Annotated in this window: 14 protein-coding genes; 13 read left to right on the top strand and 1 reads right to left on the bottom strand. The window is 54.1% G+C overall.

The annotated features are described in order from the left end of the window. Positions 1-181: 181 nt before the first annotated feature. Entirely contained in the window at positions 182-1180 is a 999-nt protein-coding gene (gene mgrA / locus ACFSX3_RS01270; RefSeq protein ID WP_209994823.1) for an L-glyceraldehyde 3-phosphate reductase, read from the top strand. An 83-nt stretch (positions 1181-1263) separates the two neighbouring features. Here mgrA and ACFSX3_RS01275 read toward each other — a convergent pair whose 3' ends face one another. Further along, entirely contained in the window at positions 1264-2121 is an 858-nt protein-coding gene (locus ACFSX3_RS01275; protein ID WP_209994824.1) for an AraC family transcriptional regulator, read from the bottom strand. A 235-nt stretch (positions 2122-2356) separates the two neighbouring features. Here ACFSX3_RS01275 and ACFSX3_RS01280 point away from each other — a divergent pair, with 235 nt between their 5' ends. The 12 genes from ACFSX3_RS01280 (at position 2357) to ptsP (ending at position 17780) form a co-directional block, all read left to right on the top strand. Further along, a complete protein-coding gene (locus ACFSX3_RS01280) occupies positions 2357-3535 on the top strand; it encodes a galactokinase (RefSeq protein WP_209994825.1) in 1179 nt (392 codons plus the stop codon). A gap of 1 nt (position 3536) precedes the next feature. Continuing rightward, complete coding sequence (galE, locus tag ACFSX3_RS01285) at positions 3537-4523, top strand: UDP-glucose 4-epimerase GalE (RefSeq protein ID WP_209994826.1); 987 nt, start codon at positions 3537-3539, stop codon at positions 4521-4523. An 81-nt stretch (positions 4524-4604) separates the two neighbouring features. Beyond that, positions 4605-6188 (top strand): UDP-glucose--hexose-1-phosphate uridylyltransferase, encoded by a 1584-nt coding sequence (locus ACFSX3_RS01290; RefSeq protein ID WP_209994827.1) that lies wholly within the window; start codon positions 4605-4607, stop codon positions 6186-6188. A 339-nt stretch (positions 6189-6527) separates the two neighbouring features. Next, positions 6528-7691 (top strand): iron-containing alcohol dehydrogenase, encoded by a 1164-nt coding sequence (locus ACFSX3_RS01295; RefSeq protein ID WP_209994828.1) that lies wholly within the window; start codon positions 6528-6530, stop codon positions 7689-7691. 177 nt (positions 7692-7868) lie between these two features. Beyond that, positions 7869-8402 carry a protease gene (locus tag ACFSX3_RS01300; protein ID WP_076158759.1) on the top strand — a complete coding sequence of 178 codons (534 nt, stop codon included), beginning with the start codon at positions 7869-7871 and terminating at the stop codon, positions 8400-8402. Positions 8403-8404: 2 nt separating this feature from the next. Further along, positions 8405-9991, top strand: a complete 1587-nt coding sequence (locus ACFSX3_RS01305; RefSeq protein WP_379258884.1) for a flotillin family protein — start codon at positions 8405-8407, stop codon at positions 9989-9991. 111 nt (positions 9992-10102) lie between these two features. Beyond that, complete coding sequence (locus ACFSX3_RS01310) at positions 10103-10810, top strand: ABC transporter ATP-binding protein (RefSeq protein WP_209994830.1); 708 nt, start codon at positions 10103-10105, stop codon at positions 10808-10810. Beyond that, positions 10803-12419 (top strand): hypothetical protein, encoded by a 1617-nt coding sequence (locus ACFSX3_RS01315; protein ID WP_209994831.1) that lies wholly within the window; start codon positions 10803-10805, stop codon positions 12417-12419. Before ACFSX3_RS01310 ends, ACFSX3_RS01315 begins: the two co-directional genes overlap by 8 nt. A gap of 106 nt (positions 12420-12525) precedes the next feature. Continuing rightward, a complete protein-coding gene (gene glcT, locus ACFSX3_RS01320) occupies positions 12526-13389 on the top strand; it encodes a glucose PTS transporter transcription antiterminator GlcT (RefSeq protein ID WP_209994832.1) in 864 nt (287 codons plus the stop codon). Positions 13390-13640: 251 nt separating this feature from the next. Beyond that, positions 13641-15698, top strand: coding sequence for a glucose-specific PTS transporter subunit IIBC (ptsG, locus tag ACFSX3_RS01325; RefSeq protein WP_209994833.1), 2058 nt, complete (start codon positions 13641-13643; stop codon positions 15696-15698). A gap of 101 nt (positions 15699-15799) precedes the next feature. After that, positions 15800-16075 (top strand): HPr family phosphocarrier protein, encoded by a 276-nt coding sequence (locus ACFSX3_RS01330; protein WP_209994834.1) that lies wholly within the window; start codon positions 15800-15802, stop codon positions 16073-16075. Next, on the top strand, positions 16068-17780 hold the full coding sequence (ptsP, locus tag ACFSX3_RS01335) for a phosphoenolpyruvate--protein phosphotransferase (protein WP_209994835.1): 1713 nt from the start codon (positions 16068-16070) through the stop codon (positions 17778-17780). Before ACFSX3_RS01330 ends, ptsP begins: the two co-directional genes overlap by 8 nt. Positions 17781-18220: the final 440 nt, after the last annotated feature.

Below are 18220 nucleotides of genomic sequence, written 5' to 3' on the forward strand. Positions count from 1 at the left end.
CGAAACTACGAAACGCCGACGTTTTCGTCGAGACCCATTGGCCTACCTTAAACAGATTGAAAACAAATTATGTTAGCAAATTAGTCAACCGTAGTTTTTTTTGCAGAACAAGATTACTTATGAAGCCGTGAGTTTAAAAGAAGGGTATTCACAAAAGAGATACGAGAGGCAGGGATATAACATGGTATATGTGGCTAGTGATGAACGGTATGAAGAAATGCGTTACAACCGCACCGGCAGGTCCGGCCTCAAGCTTCCGGCTATTTCACTCGGCCTGTGGCATAATTTTGGCGGCATAGATGCTTATGAGAACGGCCGTGAGATGATTACCCGCGCCTTTGATCTCGGGATTACCCACTTTGACCTGGCGAATAACTACGGGCCTCCGGCCGGATCGGCGGAAGAGCTGTTCGGCAAGGTGCTGGCCCGGGATCTCGCCCCGTACCGTGACGAGCTGGTGATTTCGACCAAGGCGGGATATACGATGTGGCCCGGCCCTTACGGGGACTGGGGTTCACGTAAATATATCCTGTCCAGTCTGGACCAGAGTCTGAAGCGGCTGGGGCTGGACTATGTGGATATCTTCTACTCCCACCGCCCGGACCCGGACACACCTATGGAAGAAACGATGGGGGCGCTGGATCATGCTGTGCGCTCAGGCAAGGCACTGTACATCGGCTTGTCCAACTACTCGGCGGAGCAGACCCGGCAGGCTATTGCGATTCTGAAGGAGCTAGGCACCCCGCTGCTGATTCATCAGCCGAGGTATTCCATGCTGGACCGCTGGATTGAAGGCGGGCTTCAGGATGTGCTGGAGGAGCATGGGGTGGGCAGTATTGCCTTCACTCCGCTGGCGCAGGGGCTGCTGACGAATAAATATCTGAACGGCATCCCTGGAGATTCCCGGGCAGCCGGACCTTCGGCTGCGCTGAATGAGAGCCGGATTACGCCGGAGGTGCTGCGCAGAATCCACGCGCTGAACCAGATGGCGGTAGCGCGCGGCCAGAGTCTGGCCCAGTTCGCCCTGCTCTGGACGCTGCGCGGCGGCCGGATCACCTCGGCGCTGATCGGCGCCAGCCGGGTCAGCCAGATCGAGGAGAATATCGCCGCCCTGTCCCATAGTGACTTCACGCAGGAGGAGCTGGACCGGATCGAAACGATCCTTAAGACAGAGGAGTGAAGCCTAAGGCGTTCAGCCATAAATAACAACGTAAGCAGCCCGCTTCCTGTTCAGGAGACGGGCTGTTGCTCTAGGCGATAGGGCTATTTCTCTCCAGGGTTCACAGTGGCCTGGCGGTAAGCAGTGGGGGACTGGCGGTAGAAGCGCTTGAACTGCCGGGAGAAATACAGGGCATCGGTCAGTCCGACCGACGCCGCTACCTGCTCCACGGACAGCTCGGGCCGTTCACGCAGCAGCTGGCGGGATTTCTCCACCCGCAGCTTCAGCAGGTAAGTGACCGGGGAGAGCCCCGTCTCCTGCTTGAAGATACGGGAGAGATAAGCGCGGTTATAGCCCAGACTGCCGCACATCTGTTCAATCGAGACCGGATGGGCATACTGGGAAGCCATGTAATGAATCATCTGCTTCACCGTCCGCTTGATCTGTGATTCCGCACCCGGCAGCCGGGTGGAGGAGACCAGCAGCTCCGCTGCCTCCCCAGCGATAAGGTACAGATAACCGAGAGAGGTAAGAGCGGCGCTCTCTTTATTGGCATAGAAGGCGGACATCATCCCGGCAAGCGCTCCGGGAATTACACTGCCGCCTGTGGTAGACAGTACCGGGGCGAGCGGAGTGAAGCCCGCCTGCTGCGCAAGCTGCCCGGCATCGCCGCCGTTGAAGGCAGCCCAGCGGTAACGCCAGGGCTCCTGCTGATCCGAGATGTAGCTGACCAGCTGGCCAGGGTGGATCAGGAAGCAGTCTCCTGCCCCCAGCTCATATGTGTGCTGCTCGGTCCGGAAGATCCCGGAGCCGTATTCAATATAATGGAGCAGATAGTAATCGTAGATCTTGGGACCCGCCTGATGCAGCGGAAGGGTCTGACTCTCTCCCGCAAAGAGTACATGCAGCAGCTGCTTATCGTAATATACAGGATTTGATCCTACTGAATAGGTATGTTGCACTGCAAGCCGCCTTTCCTGAGCAGAACGCTTCCATAGCTAATTGTATAGGGAGCGCCAGTTCACTTTTCCTCTTACCGAGTATAGTCTCTTCAGAGACGAAAGTCACATTTGTCCATATATTGCACACATGATTGCATTATCAGGGCAAGTCTGATTTTATTATAATGTAAGCATGAAGGACGCAAGCTATAATCCACAGTCCCAGCACAAGCAGCGAAAGGATGGAGTGTCAATAATGAGCATACAGGAACTTAACAGTACATTTATCAAGAAGTACGGGGAGAGCGGGGAAACCGCGCGGGTATTCTACGCACCGGGCCGCGTGAATCTGATCGGAGAGCATCTGGATTACAACGGAGGTTATGTTTTCCCGGCAGCCCTGGACTTCGGAACCACCCTGATCGTGCGCCCGCGTACAGACGGCAAGGTTCAATTCGCATCCACGAATTTCCCTTATGAAGCTTCCATTGACTTCAGCGATATCGGCGCAGCCAAGACCGGCGAATGGGTGGACTATCCGGTCGGCGTAATGGTGGAGCTGGCTAAGAAGGGTCACCCGGTATCCGGGGGCTACGATCTTTTGTTCCATGGTGAGATTCCTAATGGCTCGGGCTTGTCCTCTTCCGCTTCGATTGAGGTAGTGACCGGCTTCGCCTTCCTCACGCTGCTTGGCGGTGACACAGATACGGTGGAGATCGCTCTGTTGTCCCAGCGCGCGGAGAACCAGTATGTCGGTGTGAACTCCGGGATCATGGACCAGTTCGCTGTAGCCAACGGCAAGCGTGACCAGGCTATCCTGCTCATGTGCGATACGCTGGAATACAGCCTCGTACCTTTCGTGACGGGCAGCTATAAGCTGGTCATCGGCAACACGAACAAGAAGCGCGGTCTGGTGGACTCGAAGTATAATGAGCGCCGCAGCCAATGTGAAGAAGCACTCGCTATTCTGAAGCAGGAGCTTCCATCTCTGTCCTATCTGGCTGAGGTGAAGCCTGAGCAGTTCGAGCTTCTGCAGGATAGAATTACGGACGAAACCGTCAGACGCCGGGCCCGCCATGTGGTGGAGGAGAATCAGCGTGTGCTTGACTCGGTGGAGGTGCTGAAGAACAATGATCTGAAGCAGTTCGGCCTGTACATGAATGACTCCCATGTCTCCCTCCGCGACCTCTATGAAGTCAGCTGCGAGGAGCTGGATGTGATGGTGGAAGAAGCGCAGCGCATTCCGGGCACACTGGGCTCGCGGATGACCGGCGCCGGATTCGGCGGATGTACGGTTTCTCTGGTACACGAGGATGATGTGCAGCGGTTCATAACGGAAGTTGGAGAAGCTTACAAGAACAGAACCGGCCTGACCGGCGAATTCTATGTATGCGGCATCGGCAACGGCGTGGAAGAATTGAAAGGAGTGAAATAAGATGGCGATTCTGGTAACGGGCGGCGCAGGATACATCGGTTCACACACAGTAGCAGAGCTGCTGGACCGCGGGGAAGAGGTTGTGGTAATTGACAATCTGCTGACAGGGCACCGGGAGGCGCTGCTGGGCGGCAAGCTGTACGAGGGCGACCTGCGCGACAAGGCACTGCTGGCGAAGCTGTTCGCCGAGAATGAGATCGAAGCGGTGATACACTTCGCAGCCAGCTCCCTGGTGGGCGAGAGCATGAAGGACCCGGTTAAATATTATGACAACAATGTCTATGGTACGCAGTGTCTTCTCGAAGCCATGCAGCATGCAGGTGTGGATAAAATCGTCTTCTCCTCCACAGCCGCCACCTATGGCGAACCGGAAAAGGTGCCTATCGAAGAGACCGACCGCACCGAGCCTGCGAATGTCTATGGCGAGACCAAGCTGACCATGGAACGTATGATGGCCTGGTTCGACAAAGTGCTCGGCATCAAATATGTGGCGCTGCGCTACTTCAATGCAGCAGGCGCTCATGCCAGCGGCAAGATCGGCGAAGACCACCGTCCCGAGAGCCACTTGATTCCGCTGGTGCTCCAGGCTGCGTTGAAGCAGCGCGAGAATATCGCAGTGTTCGGGGAAGACTATCCGACAGAGGACGGAACCTGCGTACGCGACTACATCCATGTCAGCGATCTGGCAGATGCGCATGTCCGTGCAGTAACCTATCTGCGCAGCGGCAGTGCGAGCAATATTTTCAACCTTGGCAACGGCCTCGGCTTCTCCGTGAAGCAAGTTATTGAGACGGCGAAGAAGGTTACCGGCCTGGAGATCCCGGTTGTGGTTCAGGAGCGCCGTGCCGGAGACCCGGCAGTGCTGGTCGCTTCCTCCGCCAAAGCCCGTCAGGTGCTGGGTTGGGACCCGCAGCATGCTGACCTGGAAGGCATTATTCAGAGTGCCTGGAGCTGGCACTCTGCTAATCCGCAAGGGTACGGGGAGTAAGCAGCAGGTCTGATTATTGCCCGAAGGTGAAATAGACAGAATGCAAAGCGCCGCATAAGGCACCATAGAAGGAGAAATGAAATGCAGAACGATAATAGTACGGCTGCGGCCGCTGAGAAGGCGCTGTATGCGATTGAACAGCTGGTTCTGTTTGCCGGACATACGGGACTGATCCAGCCCGCAGATGTGGATTACAGCCGCAATGAACTCCTGGACCAGTTCGGCTTCAGCGAGCCGTATCCGGGTGAGTTCACTGAAGGTCCGCTGGACAGCCCGCAGGCCCCCCTGGACCAGCTGATTGATTACGGGTTCAGTCTCGGGCTGATCCCTGAGAATACGGATACGTACCGCGATCTGCTGGATGCGAAGATCATGGGCCTGTTGATGGCCCGCCCGTCTGAGGTGAATGCGGAGTTCGCCGCGATCCAGGCGGAGCAGGGTATTCAGGCGGCAACGGACCGCTTTTATAAGCTGAGCATTGATTCCAATTATATCCGTATGGACCGGGTAGCGAAGAATGTATATTGGCTTCAGGAGTCGCCGTACGGGGATATTGAGATGACGATCAATCTCTCCAAGCCGGAGAAAAGTCCCAAGGAAATCGCCATGGCCCGGCTGCTTCCGCCTCCGGTCTATCCGAAGTGCCAGCTCTGCCGTGAGAATGTTGGCTATGCCGGCCGGGTCAATCACCCGCCGCGTCAGAACCTGCGTGTGATCCCGCTCTCGATGAACAACGAGAAATGGTTCTTCCAGTACTCGCCTTATGTCTACTATAACGAGCATTGCATTGTGTTCCACCACGATCATATGCCGATGAAGCTGACGAAGGATACGCTGAAGCGTCTGCTTAGCTTCGTGGAAGCCTTCCCGCATTATTTCATCGGCTCGAATGCCGATCTGCCGATTGTCGGCGGCTCTATTCTGACGCATGACCACTTCCAGGGCGGACGGCATACGTTCCCGATCCAGAAGGCACCCAAAGAGGATACCTTCACACATGCCTCATATCCCGGTGTCAGCTTAAGCACTGTGAAATGGCCGATGTCCGTGCTGCGGATGCATGCCGAAGATCCGGCGGTGCTGCTGGAGGCAGGCAACCATATCTACGAGTCCTGGAAGACGTATAGCGATCCGGCCGCCGAAGTGCTGGCGTTCAGTGAAGAGAACGGCGAGAGCGTGCCGCATAACACGGTTACCCCTATCGTGCGCCGGGCAGAAGACGGCGGCTACGAGATGGATCTGGTGTTGCGCAACAACCGGACCAGCGAAGAATATCCCGAAGGGATTTTCCACCCGCACCGGGAGATGCACCATATCAAGAAGGAGAACATCGGCCTGATTGAGGTGATGGGCCTGGCGATTCTGCCGGGACGGCTCAAGGAAGAGCTTGACGCCATCGCTGGCTTACTGGCGGGCGACACCGCGCTTCTCGGAGCTGTCCAGAGCGGGGGCCAGGAGCATCCGCTGGCGCTTCACGCTTCCTGGATTACCGAGCTGGTAAGCCGCTTCGGCACCTCCCTGAACCGCGAAGAAGCGGTAAAGACCATCCAGAATGAGGTGGGTACGAAGTTCACTCACATTCTGGAGCATGCCGGAGTCTACAAACGCACGCCGGAAGGACAGGCGGCCTTCCGCCGGTTCCTGAACAGCAGCGGCTTTAACTGAGTCTGGATAGACTGAATGTACAAAGAAATCGCTCCTTTGGGAATGGCTGGGTGGTCCCTCCATTTCACCAAATGAGCGATTTTTTTTGTTGCTTTTTAAGGAAGGACGGGTCAATTTTCGCTTGAACAGCGCAGCGGGCAGAATGACCCGCGGAAAAGCGAAGCGTTCGCCTTCTGGACACAACAGCGATTGGAACAACGTTCTGTTTGCGGAGCGTCCACCCAAGTGCTCACGTTGATTCTAATCCAAAATAGAGAGCTGAGCGATTTGAATGCGCCAAGCTGGAGGACTATAATAGACAGGTGCTTCACATTCACATACTCATGGAGGTTTACCCATATGCGCAAGTTTGAATTTTATAACCCTACCAAGCTTATTTTCGGACAGGGAACATTGCAGGCACTCCGTACCGAGGTGCCGAAATACGGTAAGAACGTACTGCTGATGTACGGCGGTGGAAGTATCAAGCGCAGCGGCCTGTATGACAACGTTATTGCCGAGCTGGCTGGCATTGGTGCCGTAATTACCGAGCTTGCCGGAGTGGAGCCGAATCCGCGTCTCTCAACGGTACATAAGGGTGTAGCGTTGTGCCGTGAGCATCACATTGACCTGATTCTTGCCGTTGGCGGCGGCAGCGTGCTGGATTGTGCGAAGGCAGTGGCCGTTGGAGCGAAATATGAAGGGGATATGTGGGACTTCGTAGAACGCAAGGCCGCACCTCAAGGTGCGCTTCCGCTTGGAACCGTGCTGACGATGGCAGCTACCGGCTCTGAAATGAACAACGGCTCGGTTATTACCAACGAAGTGACTAAGGAGAAAATGGGCTGGGGCAGCATCCATGCCTATCCGGCTTTCTCGATCCTTGACCCGGAGAACACCTTCTCCCTGCCGCGCGACCAGACGGTGTACGGTATGGTGGACATCATGTCCCATACGCTGGAGCATTATTTCCACACAGACAGCAATACGCCGTTACAGGACGGATTCTTGGAGACTCTGCTTCGTACGGTCATTGAGACAGCACCTAAGCTGATTGAGGATCTGAACAACTACGAGCTACGGGAGACCATTATGTACTGCGGTACGATGGCGCTGAACGGAATGGTCAGCATGGGCTTTGCCGGTGACTGGGCTACGCACAACATTGAGCATGCCGTATCCGCTGTGTATGATATTCCCCACGGCGGCGGCCTGGCGATTCTCTTCCCGCAGTGGATGAGATATAACCTCAGCACGAATCCTGCCCGCTTCCGCCAGCTGGCTGTGAACGTGTTCGGCATTGACCCTTCTGGCAAAACCGATGAACAGACCGGCCTCGAAGGTATTGAAGCGCTCCGCAGCTTCTGGGATTCCATCGGCGCTCCGAAGACGCTCGGCGATTACGATATCGACGACAGTGAAATCGGCAGCATGGCCGACAAGGCGCTTCGCTTCGGCCCGTTCGGCAACTTCCGCAAGCTGGAGCGTCAGGACGTAGTTGAGATTTATAAGCTGGCTTTGTAAGTTAGCCATCAATGTAAAGCCGCTTCCCATCTACGGGGGCGGCTTCTTTTGTCTGTTAATTTTCCCGCTCCTAGCATACATTAATGAGAGCAATACCCAACTTTGTGAAACCAAGGACATGACAGTTGCGTTTATACTAGTATGACAGTCCGGAAGTAATGACGGGAGGAGACTAACATGCAAACGCTGTATTTGGGCTGTTTGGCGCTGGGTATTCTTTTTGCTGTAGTCAGTGTAGTGGTAGGCGACCTGATTGGGAGCGCTCTGGACGGGATTTTTGACATCGTATCTTTTGATTTCCTGAATCCTACCTTATTGGCAGGAGGGATAACTGTATTCGGTGGAGCAGGCATGCTGCTTAACCGCTACAGCGGACTGGAAGATGGAGTGATTCTTGCCTTGTCCCTGCTGGTTGCGGCATTCATGGGCGTATTGATGCATTTGGTGGTAGTGAAGCCAATGAGGAACAGCGAAATGTCGAACGGCTTCTCGATGAGTGAACTGCCGGGGAGAATCGGTGAGGTTACCGTCCCGGTCCCTGGCGTAGGCTACGGTGAGATTATGGTGAAGTTCGGTGCAGGTAACAGCCTGCATACGGCGGCCAGCTTCGAGCAGCATGCACTGCCGGCCGGGATCAAGGTGGTAGTAGTTGAGGTACGTGAGGGCGTAGCACTTGTGTCTGAATTCGAAGAGAGAAAAGGAGTGGATTAATGATGAATCTAGAAAATATTCCTGAATCCCTATTTATACCTGCGATAGTAATCGCTGTACTGCTTGTCCTCGGACTCGCCTTCTGGGCACGTTACAAGACGGTTGGCCCGGATGAAGGCATGATCGTCACCGGTTCCTTCCTGGGCAATAATCATATATCGGATGATGGCTCCGGCCGCAAAATCAAAATCGTCCGCGGCGGCGGTGCATTCATTCTGCCCGTCTTCCAGAAGGCGGAGTTCATGTCCCTGCTCTCCCATAAGCTCGATGTGACGACCCCGGAGGTCTACACGGAGCAAGGCGTACCGGTTATCGCTGATGGGGTGGCGATCATCAAGGTAGGCAGCTCTACGGAAGATGTGGCAACGGCCGCCGAGCAGTTCATGGGCAAGCCGATTGAATCCCTGAAGAGTGAAGCGCAGGAAGTGCTGGAAGGACATCTGCGGGCGATCCTCGGTACGATGACCGTAGAAGAGGTCTACCGTAACCGCGACCGTTTCGCCCAGGAGGTTCAGGGTGTTGCCGCCCGTGACCTCAAGAAGATGGGACTCCAGATTGTCTCGTTCACCATCAAGGATGTGCGTGACAAGCATGGATACCTGGAAGCGCTCGGTAAGCCGCGGATTGCGGCAGTGAAGCGTGATGCGGAGATTGCCGAAGCTGAGGCTATGCGTGATGCGCGGATTAAGAAGGCCAATGCCGAAGAGCAGGGGCAGAAGGCGGAGCTGCTCCGCGACACCAACATTGCCGAAGCGTCGAAGGAGAACCAATTGAAGGTTGCGGCGTTCAAACGCGATCAGGACACGGCCAAAGCGGAAGCTGACCAGGCTTACCATATCCAAGAGGCACGTGCCAAGCAGAGCGTAGTGGAAGAGCAGATGAAGGTTGAGCTGGTCCGCAAGGAACGTGAAATCGATCTCCAGGCCAAGGAAATCCAGGTGCGCGAGAAGCAGTATGATGCTGAAGTGAAGAAGAAAGCGGAAGCAGACCGTTATGCGGTAGAGCAGGCGGCGGAAGCCGACAAGGCCAAGCGGATGCGTGAAGCCGATGCCTTGCAGTACAGCATTGAGACACAGGCCAAGGCAACCTCCGAGCAGAAGCGTCTGGAAGGTCAGGCGATTGCGGATGCAGAGCTGGCTAAAGGTAAAGCAGAGTCGGAGGTTATCCGTCTGCGTGGTCTTGCCGAAGCGGAAGCCAAGGAGAAGCTGGCGGAAGCCTTCGAGAAATTCGGCGAAGCCGCTATTCTCGATATTATTGTCAAAATGCTGCCGGAACTGGCGGGACGGATTGCCGAGCCGCTGGCATCCATCGATAAGCTTACCGTTGTAGATACCGGTAACGGTGAAGGTGCCGCCCGGGTCAGCAATTATGTTACCCAACTGATGGCGACAGCCCCTGAGATGCTGAAGAGCGTGTCCGGCATTGACGTCGAGTCCCTGATCAAAGGATTGACTTCAGGCAAATCTGCACAGAAGGATGTTGTCAGACACACTGCAGCACCCCTAACCTCTGTGGTCTCAAGACCGGCCCCGGCTGCACCAGTCACTCCGCTCACTCCGGCGGAACCTTCGGAACACCCTGAAGGTTAACAGCAAGCCACCAAGGTATGGCAGGCAGCAGTACCCGCCAGCCATACCTTTTTAATAATGATCCGCGCAACAGAGATTTCTTATCATACGCGCTGAAACGGAGGCAGAGACATGGAGCTTATACTGGATAATATACGCAAGAGCTTTGACGGCAGGGAGGTGCTGAAGGGGATTGACTTTACCTTTGAGCAGGGCAAGATATACGGATTGCTCGGCCGCAACGGCGCGGGAAAAACCTCGTTGTTCAACTGCCTGAGCGGGGAGATCCAAATGGATAGCGGCGGGGCTTTTCTGCGGAGAGATGAGGTGAGTCTTCCACTGCTTGAGGAGGAGATCGGCTATGTCTTCTCCTTGCCGATTCTGCCTGACTTCCTGACCGGTTATGAGTTTGTGAAGTTCTATATGGACATCAATAAGGGGAAGATACAAGCGGACCGGACCATTGAGGAATATTTCGATATCATCCGTTTCGAAGAGGCGGACAGGCATCGTCTGATCAAAGGCTATTCCCACGGGATGAAGAACAAAATTCAGATGCTGTGCTTTATCATTTCCCGGCCGCCGCTGATCCTGCTCGATGAGCCGTTAACCTCGTTCGATGTGGTAGTGGCGCTGGAGATCAAGAAGCTGCTGCGGGAGATGAAGCAGGATCATATCATTATTTTCTCCACTCATATTCTGCAGTTGGCGGCCGATCTGTGCGATGAGCTGGTTATTCTGAATAACGGTACGCTGCGCCAGATTCCGGCGGAGACCCTGCACAGTCCGGAATTCGAAGAGCAGATTATTGCCCTGCTGAAGGATGAGGATCATGATTAGGACACTGAAGGCGATACTGGAAGTGCGGGGGATGTCCGGCGCCAACCGGCTGATGTTCTATATCCGTAAGCTTCCCGTACTGGGTAAGCAGATCCCGGCCTCGGTCTACTCGGAAACCACGCTGAAGCGGTCCTTATCTGTTATCGTGCATATCTTGAAGCTTCTTATGGCCTTTGTGACGAAGTTCACTTATCTGGGTATTATGATCTTTCTTCCGGTGAAGCTGATAGGACAAGATTTATCATTAACCCTGCCTGTGCAATACCAGCTCTATTTGCAGATGCTGCTATGTATAAGCTTCCTCACGTCCGGGATTTCCAGCGCGGTTATTCTGGAGCCGAAGCGGGATAAATACATATTCGTGAAGCTGATGAGACTGCCGGCAGAGCGGTATATGCGGACCACACTGACTTTGCGCGGGATCAGCTTCCTGGTTACGTTTATTCCGGCGATGCTGGTCTTCGGGAGTTTTCTCGGGGCTCCGCTGTGGCATGGGGCGGTTCTGACGCTGCTGCTGACGTTCTGGCGTACGGCTTGCGAGGCGCTGCATCTGTGTGTGTTTGACCGCTACGGCATTGTTATTGTCAAAAAAACAGGCTGGGTCTGGACCGCCATCGGCGCTGGCTATCTGCTGGCCTACCTGCCACTGCTTCCCGGATTTGCGGTAGTAGAGAGCGGGATGCTGTTCAATCTGCCTGTGGTGCTTGGCGTGCTTATGCTGGGAGGCTTAAGTGCGGTTTATATCGCTCGTTATAAAGGCTACAAGAATGCCGTCGATGCCGTCACCAAAATCGATGATCCGCTGCTCGACATGGGCCGGATGATGAAAGAAGCACGGGTGAAGGATGTGGCTACCCAGGATCAGCACTACTCGGCGGAACAGAATCAAGGCAAGTTCGAGGGGAAAAGCGGGTACGCATACCTGAATGCGATCTTCTTCTCACGCCACCGGCGTCTGATCACCAGTCCGATAGAGCGCAGGCTGGTCATTATTGGCTCGCTCTTTGCCGCTGCTTTGCTGACGATGCTGTTGTCACAAGCTGCTTTTACCAAGCTGACTCACTATCTGATTACCGCGTTGCCGACCTTCCTGATCATTATGAACTATACGTCCATTGGCGAACGCCTCTGCAAGGCGATGTTCTATAACTGTGATCTCAGCCTGCTGCGCTATGGATTCTACCGTGAACAATCGGCGATTCTGAGCAACTTCCGCATCCGGCTGCTGCGTATCAGCGTGCTCAATCTGATCCCGGCTGCCGCGATCTGCCTGGGGGTGAATCTGCTGCTGCTGCTGTCAGCGGAGAGCTGGGGAGCGGGGGATGCCGTACTCTTTTGCGTGACGATTGTGGCGCTGTCCCTGTTCTTCTCGGTGCATCATTTGTTCATGTACTATATCTTCCAGCCCTACAGTACGGAGCTGAATGTGAAGAATCCGTTCTTTACCATTGTGAACAGTGTGGTACTGGGGATAGGATTCATCGCCATGCAGTTCAAGAGTGAGCTTGGAATGTTTGCCATGATCGTAGTGCTCTCTGCTGTGGTGTATATGCTGGCTGCCCTGATCATGGTGTACAGGTTCTCAGGCCGGACGTTTCGGGTGAAATGAACTGAGCTTGCGGGCCGTATGTGGCACACTTCTAATTTGAGATTCTTGATGTTATGATAGTGCTGCCGGAATTGATCGGGATTCAGAAGTAAAAGAGGTGTCGCAAGTGAGCAGCATTACCGTGGCCAAGGTGCTTAATAATAACGTGATCATTGCCGAGCATCCCCAGTATGCTGAGGTTGTGGTCATCGGCAAGGGGATCGGCTTCAACCGTAAAACGCGGGACCGGATCAATCTGTCCTCTGTAGAGAAGATGTTCATCCTGCGCAGCCAGGAGGAGCAGGAGCAATACAAGCAGCTCGTGCCGCAGGTAGATGAGAAGCTGATTGAGGTGGTCCAGGAGATTGTACTGCATATTATGCAGAGCAGCCGCCAGACGCTGAATGAGCATATCCATATTGCCCTTACCGACCATATCTCCTTTGCGATCCGTAGAAGCGAGCAGCATATGGCTATTCATAATCCGTTTCTGTATGAGACCCGGGAGATTTACCCGGAGGAATATAGTCTGGCGGAATATGCGGTGGAGCGGATCAATGAGGCGATGGAAGTTGCGCTGCCGCCGGATGAGATTGGCTTTGTGGCTCTGCATATTGTCAGTGCGCTTAGCAACCGCCATATCTCCGAGGTGAAGCAGCATTCCGAGCTTATCGGCGATCTGGTGGGGCTGGTCGAGGATAATCTGGAATATCGTATTCCGCGGGATTCGCTGGATTATTCAAGGCTGGTGACCCATTTGCGGTTCGTTCTGGAACGTCTGCGCCGGGGAGAGACTGTGCGCGAGACCTCGTCCCTGGATGGACTAATGAAGCGGGAGTACCCTGAGATGTACATGCTTGCCTGGAAGCTGACGAAGGTAATCGAGCAGCGTGTGCGCATTCCGGTATATCCGGCCGAGGTTAGCTATCTAACGATTCATCTGCAGCGTATTGCCCAGAAGAAGGAAGATGAGACAGGGATGGAGGAGTAGACCGGCTTTAGGCGATTTTGGGGCTTGCAACTTCAAATCAATGGTGCTACAATGATCCCTGTTATGAAACAGAAGCAGAATACAAACGTGTAACTGATACGATCAGGCATGAGTGATTTACAGTATTATGGTTGTCCAGCCCCCTCTCGGGGTACCCTAACGTTAGCGTTAGCCGGGCAATCTGCGTACTGTATTGCTCATGCCTTTTTTGGCTTCTGTTGACAGAAATTAAGGATTAGGAAGTGACATGAATGTTCAAAAAATTATTTGGCGTTCTGCAGAGAGTCGGTAAGGCGCTTATGCTGCCAGTAGCCATTCTGCCTGCGGCGGGCCTGCTGCTAGGAATCGGGAACATGCTGGTTAACCCGGACTTCCTGCAATATGTGCCTGCACTGGAGAATCATACTGTTCAGGCGATAGCCACCGTACTTATGAACTCCGGGCAAATCGTATTTGATAACCTCTCCCTGCTCTTTGCAGTCGGCGTAGCCATCGGGCTAGCCGGAGGAGAAGGCGTAGCCGGGCTTGCGGCGATTATCGGCTTCCTGGTGATGAACGTAACCATGGGTACGGTAGTGGGTGTCAATGCTTACGTGCTGACCTGGAAGGATTTCTCGTATTCCAGCGTGCTGGGGATTCCCACATTGCAGACTGGGGTGTTCGGTGGTATCCTGGTCGGGATACTAGCCGCATCCATGTACAAAAGGTTCTTCCGCATAGAATTGCCGTCTTATCTGGGCTTCTTCGCGGGTAAACGTTTCGTACCGATTATGACGGCGGTGACCTCCCTGATCCTCGGTCTTGCGCTCACGATTGTGTGGCCGCCGATTCAGCACGGTCTGAACTATGTGTCTCAGAGTATGATTAATACCAACCTGACGCTGTCGGCCTTTATCTTCGGGGTCATCGAGCGCTCCCTGATTCCGTTCGGCCTGCACCATATCTTCTATTCACCATTCTGGTATGAATTCGGAAGTTATATTGACAAGGCGGGCGATCTGGTCCGGGGGGACCAGCGGATTTTCATGCAGCAGCTTCGTGACGGTGCGGAGTTCACAGCGGGTACATTTACAACCGGTAAATATCCGTTCATGATGTTCGGTCTTCCGGCAGCGGCTCTTGCGATCTACCATGAGTCGAAGCCTGAGAACAGACGGATTGTCGGAAGCTTGATGGTCTCCGCAGCGCTGACCTCGTTCCTGACGGGGATCACCGAGCCGCTGGAATTCTCCTTCCTGTTCGTGGCACCGCTGCTGTTCGCAGTCCATGCGGTCTTTGCAGGACTGTCCTTCATGACCATGCACATCCTGGGCGTCAAAATCGGCATGACCTTCTCCGGCGGCTTCATCGACTATGTGCTGTTCGGCGTCATTCCGAACCGTACCGCCTGGTGGCTGGTTATCCCGGTAGGTCTGGTACTGGCCGTGATTTATTACTTCGGGTTCCGCTTCGTCATCCGTAAGTTCAACCTGAAGACTCCGGGCCGTGAGGATGCTTCCGAGGATGAGGATGAGGTAAGCTTAGAGAGTGTGTCCAAGACGGGCGACGATCTGCCGCGCAACATCCTGTCCGCCTTGGGCGGCAAAGAGAACATCACCCATCTGGATGCCTGTATCACGCGTCTGCGCGTCGAGGTGAAGGACAAAGCGGGCGTAGACAAGAACCGTCTGAAGAAGCTGGGTGCTTCTGGTGTTCTTGAAGTGGGTAACAACGTACAAGCGATCTTCGGCACACGTTCGGACACGATCAAGTCACAGATTCAGGATGTCATGAACGGCAGAACACCGGCCGCAGCCCCTGCAGCTCCGAAGCCGGAGCTGGAACAGCAGGCTGGCGAGCAGGGCCAGGCTATTATACCTGAGGATATCGTATCCCCGGTAAACGGCCAGCTGATGGATATTACAGAGGTTCCCGATGCGGTCTTCTCGCAGAAAATGACCGGTGACGGCTTCGCCTTCCTGTCGGAAGACGGCAAGATTGCTTCACCGGTATACGGCAAGGTATTCAACGTGTTCCCGAGTAAGCACGCCATTGGCATCATGTCGGACGGCGGCAAGGAAGTCCTTGTGCATATCGGGGTCAACACAGTTAAGCTTAAGGGCCAGGGCTTCACGATTCTGGTGGAGGAAGGCGATCTGGTAGCTGCCGGACAGCCGATTATGGAAGTGGATATGGAGTATGTGAAGGCGAATGCACCTTCTGTCATTTCTCCGGTCATCTTCTCCAACCTGCCGGAAGGCTCCTCTGTTACCTTGAAGAAGCCGGGCAGAGTCGTCATCGGCGACAAGGATATCATCACCATTCAGTAAAATGTGCAATGGCGAAGCGCTTCTATTATAATGAAGGGGAGCGCAAGCCTTCACTATAATTCACCATCCCAAAATTAACAGAAAGCGAGTTGGATTATATTATGCAAACAACTTTCAGAATTATTGACGAAGACGGAATTCACGCACGCCCGGCGACAGCGCTGGTAAATACAGCTACAAAATTCAAAAGCACCGAGGCTTTTGCAGAAGCTAAAGGCAAAAAAGTTACTCTTAAATCTATCCTGGGCGTTCTGTCCCTGGGCCTTGAAGCAGGAGATACCCTGACCCTGATTACTGAAGGCAGTGAAGAAGCGGAAGCACTGAGCGCGCTGCAGGAGGTTATGGTTAAAGAAGGGCTGGGAGAAGTCCATGAATAAGATTTCAGGAATCGCGGCTTCCGCAGGTATTGCAGTAGCCCGTGCCTTTATCCTGGAACATCCGGACTATACCATTACCAAAACAGCGATAGCTGATGTGGACGCTGAGCTTGCGAAGCTGAAGGACGCCCTGGACAAATCCAGAGGCGAACTTCAGACCATCAAAGAGCGTACATTGGCTGAGCTTGGCGAGAAGAAGGCGGAGATTTTCGAATCCCATCTGCTGATTCTTGATGATCCTGAGCTCATTACCCCTGTAATGGACAAAATCCGTGACGAATCGGTAAATGCGGACTACGCACTGAATGAAGTAGCTAATCAATTTGTGGAAATGTTCCAAAACATGAAAAGCGCCTACCTGCAGGAACGTGCAGCCGATATGCGTGACGTCACCAAACGTGTGCTGAACCACCTGCTTGGCATTCACTATGTGAGCCCGGCAGAAATCAGTGAAGAGGTTATCGTCATTGCGATGGATCTGACCCCTTCGGATACTGCACAGCTTAACCGCAATTTCGTCAAAGGCTTCACGACCAACATCGGCGGCCGGACTTCCCACTCGGCCATTATGGCCCGTTCCCTGGAGATTCCGGCAGTTGTAGGGACCAAGAATGTCTTGTCCCTGGTCAAATCCGGCGATCTGATCATCGTTGATGGTCTGAATGGCGATGTGCTGATCAACCCTTCGGAAGCCGAAGTTGCTGAGTACACTGCGAAGCAGGCAGCGTATGATCTGCAGATTGCTGAGTGGAAGAAGCTCCGTGATAAGCCAACCGTATCCGCTGACGGCAAGCTTGTAGAGCTGGCTGCCAATATCGGTACTCCGAATGATGTCACTGGTGTGATTGAGAACGGCGGCGAAGGCGTAGGCTTGTACCGTACAGAGTTCCTGTACATGGGCCGCGACAAGCTGCCTTCCGAAGAGATCCAGTATAACGCCTACAAGACCGTGCTTGAGAATATGCAAGGCAAGCCGGTAGTGGTGCGTACGCTGGATATCGGCGGAGACAAGGAGCTGCCTTATCTGGATCTGCCGAAGGAAATGAATCCGTTCCTCGGCTTCCGTGCCATCCGTCTCTGTCTGGACCGTCAGGATATCTTCCGCACCCAGCTGCGTGCCTTGCTCAGAGCAAGTGCCCACGGCGACCTGCGCGTTATGTTCCCGATGATCGCTACCCTTGGTGAATTCCGTGCAGCCCGTGATCTGCTGCTGGAAGAGAAAGCCAAGCTGCGTGAAGAAGGCAAGGAAGTATCAGACAACATTCAGCTCGGTATCATGGTTGAGATTCCTTCGACTGCTGTGCTGGCGGACCAGTTCGCCAAAGAAGTGGATTTCTTCAGTATCGGCACCAACGACCTTATTCAATATACAATGGCTGCGGACCGTATGAATGAACGGGTATCCTACCTGTATCAGCCATACAACCCGGCGATTCTGCGTCTGGTCAAAATCGTTATCGACGCTGCACACGCCGAAGGCAAATGGACCGGCATGTGCGGTGAAATGGCCGGTGACTCTACAGCTATTCCTCTGCTGCTGGGTCTTGGCCTTGATGAATTCAGCATGAGCGCTACCTCCATCCTGCCAGCACGCAGCCAGATCTCCAAGCTGTCCGCGGCCGACATGAAGGAAATGGCTGCCCAGGCCCTGCAACTCGGCACGGCCGAGGAAGTTGCCGCACTGGTGCAATCCCGCGTGAATTAATTCGTTCTACTCTGGTTTACTGCATTCCGCAGTTAGCTGCTCCCCGTAAGAGGAGCATTGGTTATAACTCCAACTACTTTCCGGCCTCCTTTATAGGGGGCTTTTTTTTGTGTATGCAATGATGTAATATCCGTTTCTTGAAAGTTCCGGGCCGCACAAGTAAATGAGGAGCCTGCGATGTATGCGAAAAACCGAACACATTGGTTAGGGCGGAGGCGCGTGGACCATATATAGGCGAAAAACCGAACACATTGGTTAGGGCGGAGGCGCGTGGACCAAATATAGGCGAAAAACCGAACACATTGGCTGGCGCGAAGGTGCGTGGACCAAATATAGGCGAAAAACAGGCATGACAAGACAGAGGCCTTGTCACCCCCAGGAATGAAAATAAGTGGGTGGCATCCGTCGCATCCATTCTAAAAGATGCTGTAGTCGTCAAC

It is taken from the genome of Paenibacillus rhizoplanae, from assembly GCF_042684125.1.
GTDB lineage: Bacteria > Bacillota > Bacilli > Paenibacillales > Paenibacillaceae > Paenibacillus_AQ > Paenibacillus_AQ rhizoplanae.